Origin of the sequence: Rhodoferax sp. (assembly GCF_010365055.1) — a bacterium.
Lineage (GTDB): Bacteria > Pseudomonadota > Gammaproteobacteria > Burkholderiales > Burkholderiaceae_C > Rhodoferax.
On the sequence record NZ_JAAFHA010000180.1, the window covers coordinates 1 to 3,814 of the forward strand.

The following is a 3,814-nucleotide window of genomic DNA, read 5'->3' on the forward strand; positions in this document are numbered from 1 at the left end:
GGACTTCTCCTTCTAAAGGTTGCAGATTGACTTCCAAACCCAATCTTGGCACTTGATGCCGTTACCGGGAAGCGGGAAGTCCCTTCGTATTCGTAAAAAAGGCGCTTGTAGCTACTATTTTTGTAGTAATTTTAGGTTCGACGGGATGCCGGCTTCGCCCAGTTGGTGCCAAGTGCGGCGCAGCTGGGTGTCTGAACTGAAGCCCGCCAAAGCGGCCGCTTGCGTGACATTGCGGCCTGACTGCAGCGCCGTTTGCGCCCGGGCCAGGCGAATGCGGCGCAGGTACTGCAGCGGCGCAATGCCGGCATGGTCCATGAACAAGCGCGTCAAGTGCCGGGGTGAGGTGCAGGCCACGGCCGCCATGCTGGCCAGCTGCCACTCGGCAGCGGGCTGGCTGCTGACGGCGTCCTGCACGCGGTGAAGGGCCGGGTGCAGGTGGTTGCGGTAAGCCAGAAACGGTGACAACTCCGGGTCTTGCGGGCCGCGACGCAGGGCCACCACCATGGTTTGCGCCACCTGCGCGGCGATGGGTTCGCCGCACAGCTGCGCAATGCGGTGCAATGTCAGGTCCACGCCGGTGGTCACGCCTGCGCTGCTGTAGACCGGTGCGTCTTCCACAAAGACCCGGTTCTCCACCACCTGGCAGTCGGGCTCCACCGACCGCAATTCAGCCAGATGATGGTGGTGTGTGGTGACGCGTCGCCCAGCCAGCAAGCCCGCATGCGCCGCCAGCACCGCGCCTGCGCACACCGTCATCAGCTCCAGCCGGTGGGTTTGCAGCCGCAGGCCGCGCAGCCAGTGCAGCAGCGCTTGAGCAGCCTCGGTTTGCACAGAAATGGTGGCGCCTGGCTGGCCAACCAGCACCACCCAGGCCGGTGCTGGCAGCGTGTCAGGCAGCGCCTCAAGACCGCTGAGTTTGAGCCCCACCGAGCTGACCGTCTCGCTGCTGGGACCGACAAAGCGCAACACAAAGCGCGGCGGCTGACCCTGAATCTGCAACGCTTGATTGGCGATGCGCAAAGCCTCGGCCGGTCCGGCCCAATCCAGCGCCAGGCTATCGGGCAGCAGGGCAAACAAGACCTGAATCGGCGGGGCGGGCTGCGTGCGATGCATGTTCCAGATCAGGCGCTGGCCGTGGTGCTGCTGCTGGCGCGCTCCAGCGCTTGGGGCACGCTGCAAATGGTGGCAAATCGGTCTGCCAGCACAGCGGCGGTGCGGGCCTTGATGTCGGCGGCTTTGAGAACCGAACCATTCAGGTGCTGCATGTCCCAGGTCAGTGTGGCGTCCGGGCAAAAATCGACCGTCCAACCCAGATCCGAGGCGTGGCGGGTGGTGGTTTCGCAGCACTGCTCGGTGCGGATGCCGCTGATGATCAGCCTTTGAATGCCGTTTTGCGTCAGCCACACGTCCAGTCCCGTGCCCACCAGCGCGCTGTGTCGCTTCTTGTGAAAGGTGGCGGCAGCGTCAAACGGGTGCAGTTCGGCCAGCGGCTGCACAAAGCCGGATTCGAGCGCAAACGGGTTGCTGACGGTCTTGGGGCCATCGACGTGAAAGACACGCACGATCGGCAGGTCGCGTTCCATGCAGCCGTCAATCAGCGCGTTTTGTGCGCTGAGGTAGGCGGGCAGATCGACATCAGTGAAGTACGGGCGCTGGCGGAAAGACTCCTGCGCGTCAATCAAAATAAGACATGTTTTCATAAATTCATAGATGAGTTGAAAAGCTCTATGGTGCACGTATTTTGCACGGCGAGCCAGTGCATGGAAGACAAGTATCAATCAAATCAAGACATTGTTTTGAGACTAAGGCCACTGATTGATGATGCGCTCAGGCCGCGATGCCACTCAGCAAATCCAGCGGGTTGGCCGCGCCACCCGCTGCGACCTTCAGTACATGCGTGGAGATCATGGTGGTGCTTGCGTCGCTGTGGCCCAGCAAATCCAGCGCCGTATGGGTGGCCTCACGCACGATCAACACCCGGCGATCGAACGCATCCCGTGCCAGATAGCAGCTTGGCCAACAACGCCATCTCGCCATCCATTGCGCCCAAAAGGGCGGCAACTTCGGCCTTGGTCAATCCAGATGGAATCCGCCTGGGCCGGGTTGGGCGCTGCACCCCTCTCAGCCAGGGCAGATCAATTGCCAGAATATCGCGGTATAAGAACAGCAAGGCGCTGAGCGCCTGGTTATGCGTGGACACTGACGCCCGGAGCTCATTGGCAAGCATGGTCAGAAACCGCGTTGCCTCAAGACCGCCCATATTACGGAGGTGCTGCATCTGCCCGTTACGTCCATGCCAGCGCACGAAAAAACGAACCCAGTACAGGTAAGCCTGCTCGGTTTTGAGGCCATAGTGCTTGTAGCGAAGCACCTCGCGCACGTGATCAAGCAGGCGCTTGGACTGGGGAAGACAGGCGGCAGAGTTCATAGAATCAAAATCATCTAAAAACGCACAGAATCGACTCCAGAAAGCAAGATGTCAAGCGGGCTGGGAGGCTTGTGCCGAGCTAATCGAAACCCGTCGCCCCGGTTTATTTGGTCGGATAAACTGGGATTCCAAAATATCAGACGATCTACATCACGTCAGGCCTCCATGAAGATCCGCACCGCGCAGCACGAAGATTCATCGCAGATCCTGCAGCTAAACGAAGAGTCGGTGCAATTCCTCAGCCCGCTGAATTCAGGGCGCCTTGCTCTTCTTCGAACCCAATGCGCCTATCACCGAGTGTTGGAAGACGAAGGCCAAATAGCCTCATTCCTGCTGGCGTTCCGCGAGGGCGCAGCCTACGACAGCCCGAACTACCGCTGGTTTGTGACCCGCTATCCAAGGTTCTTGTACATCGATCGGGTCGTCGTCTCGTCATCGATGCGGGGCCGAGGTGTCGGAAGGCTCTTGTACGAAGACCTCTTCGCATTTGGCCGAGCCAGCGGCATTGATCTGGTCACCTGCGAGTTCGACCTCGAGCCACCAAACCCAAGTTCGAAGCGCTTTCACGCGCGGCATGGCTTCGCGGAAGTTGGCACGCAGACATACGGACCAGAACAGAAGCTCGTGTCATTGCAGGCTGTCAATCTTGATGTCTGGAATGGAGCCTAACCCTTCCTATATGGACTCCCCGCCTGCATTGTGCCTTTCGCTCTCTTTCATCGTCCCGCTTCCTCGGCTTTGTCGGTGTGGGCGTGGCCGGTTAGCTTTTTTCTGTAGCCATCATGAATGTATCGCTTCGCACGCCGATAGCCAGTGACTTCGTTGCCATTGCTTCGTGGATTCCTGATGCTGCGGCCGGCCTACGCTGGGCTGGCCCGCGTTTACCGTTTCCGTTCGCAGCTTCAGACTTATCAGTGCTGCTGGCTGTGCCAGGCGGCGGAGAAGCAAGCTATAGCCTGATCGACGATTCTTCAAAACCTTGCGGTTTTGGCCAACATTGGGTGCTACGGCCTGGGGCTGTTCATCTTGGGCGAATCATTGTTGCGCCGGATGCTCGGGGCTGTGGCTTGGGTCGTGTTCTTTGCCAGCAGCTCATTTCTGCTGCGCTGCATGCGACATCAGAAACAGCGGTCACTTTGCGGGCGTACAGGGACAACACGGTCGCAGTCAGGCTGTATTCCACCTTGGGTTTCATTGAGGTTGCAGAAGAATCCACCGATGATGTTCTCTTCATGAAAATGCTGGCCAACAATTCATTCCACGGGGCTGCCTTCGGCAGCCCGTGAATTCAAACGTGTGTGCCGTGCATGGCACGAGTCCAGTCGGGTGAAAGTCCTGACACCAGGTATTCGCAGAGCCGAAGGTTAGCCAAAGGGCAAGTGCGTC

The 3,814-nt window shown here is 59.3% G+C and carries 6 protein-coding genes; 2 read left to right on the forward strand and 4 right to left on the reverse strand.

Annotation, left to right across the window (positions count from 1 at the left end):
• Positions 1 to 114 precede the first annotated feature (114 nt).
• The 4 genes from GZ093_RS20650 to GZ093_RS20665 form a co-directional block, all read right to left on the reverse strand.
• On the reverse strand, positions 115 to 1,113 hold the full coding sequence (locus GZ093_RS20650; protein WP_296489605.1) for a helix-turn-helix domain-containing protein: 999 nt from the start codon (positions 1,111 to 1,113) through the stop codon (positions 115 to 117).
• Between the two features lie 8 nt (positions 1,114 to 1,121).
• On the reverse strand, positions 1,122 to 1,700 hold the full coding sequence (locus tag GZ093_RS20655) for an isochorismatase family protein (RefSeq protein WP_296489598.1): 579 nt from the start codon (positions 1,698 to 1,700) through the stop codon (positions 1,122 to 1,124).
• A gap of 127 nt (positions 1,701 to 1,827) precedes the next feature.
• Positions 1,828 to 1,968, reverse strand: a complete 141-nt coding sequence (locus tag GZ093_RS20660) for an integrase (RefSeq protein WP_296489599.1) — start codon at positions 1,966 to 1,968, stop codon at positions 1,828 to 1,830.
• A complete protein-coding gene (locus tag GZ093_RS20665) occupies positions 1,961 to 2,428 on the reverse strand; it encodes a phage integrase N-terminal SAM-like domain-containing protein (protein ID WP_296489600.1) in 468 nt (155 codons plus the stop codon). Before GZ093_RS20665 ends, GZ093_RS20660 begins: the two co-directional genes overlap by 8 nt.
• 165 nt (positions 2,429 to 2,593) lie before the next feature.
• Between GZ093_RS20665 and GZ093_RS20670 the strand changes: the two genes are divergently transcribed.
• Both GZ093_RS20670 and GZ093_RS20675 read left to right on the forward strand, forming a co-directional pair.
• Entirely contained in the window at positions 2,594 to 3,097 is a 504-nt protein-coding gene (locus GZ093_RS20670) for a GNAT family N-acetyltransferase (protein WP_296489602.1), read from the forward strand.
• 113 nt (positions 3,098 to 3,210) lie between these two features.
• A complete protein-coding gene (locus tag GZ093_RS20675) occupies positions 3,211 to 3,714 on the forward strand; it encodes an N-acetyltransferase (protein ID WP_296489604.1) in 504 nt (167 codons plus the stop codon).
• The last annotated feature ends 100 nt before the right edge of the window (positions 3,715 to 3,814 follow it).

What these genes read in the sequence shown, in the direction of transcription:
- GZ093_RS20650 (WP_296489605.1), bottom strand. Translation starts at nt 1,113, where the DNA reads ATGCATCGCACGCAGCCCGCCCCGCCGATTCAGGTCTTGTTTGCCCTG.
- GZ093_RS20670 (WP_296489602.1), top strand. Translation starts at nt 2,594, where the DNA reads ATGAAGATCCGCACCGCGCAGCACGAAGATTCATCGCAGATCCTGCAG.
- GZ093_RS20665 (WP_296489600.1), bottom strand. Translation starts at nt 2,428, where the DNA reads ATGAACTCTGCCGCCTGTCTTCCCCAGTCCAAGCGCCTGCTTGATCAC.
- GZ093_RS20655 (WP_296489598.1), bottom strand. Translation starts at nt 1,700, where the DNA reads ATGAAAACATGTCTTATTTTGATTGACGCGCAGGAGTCTTTCCGCCAG.
- GZ093_RS20675 (WP_296489604.1), top strand. Translation starts at nt 3,211, where the DNA reads ATGAATGTATCGCTTCGCACGCCGATAGCCAGTGACTTCGTTGCCATT.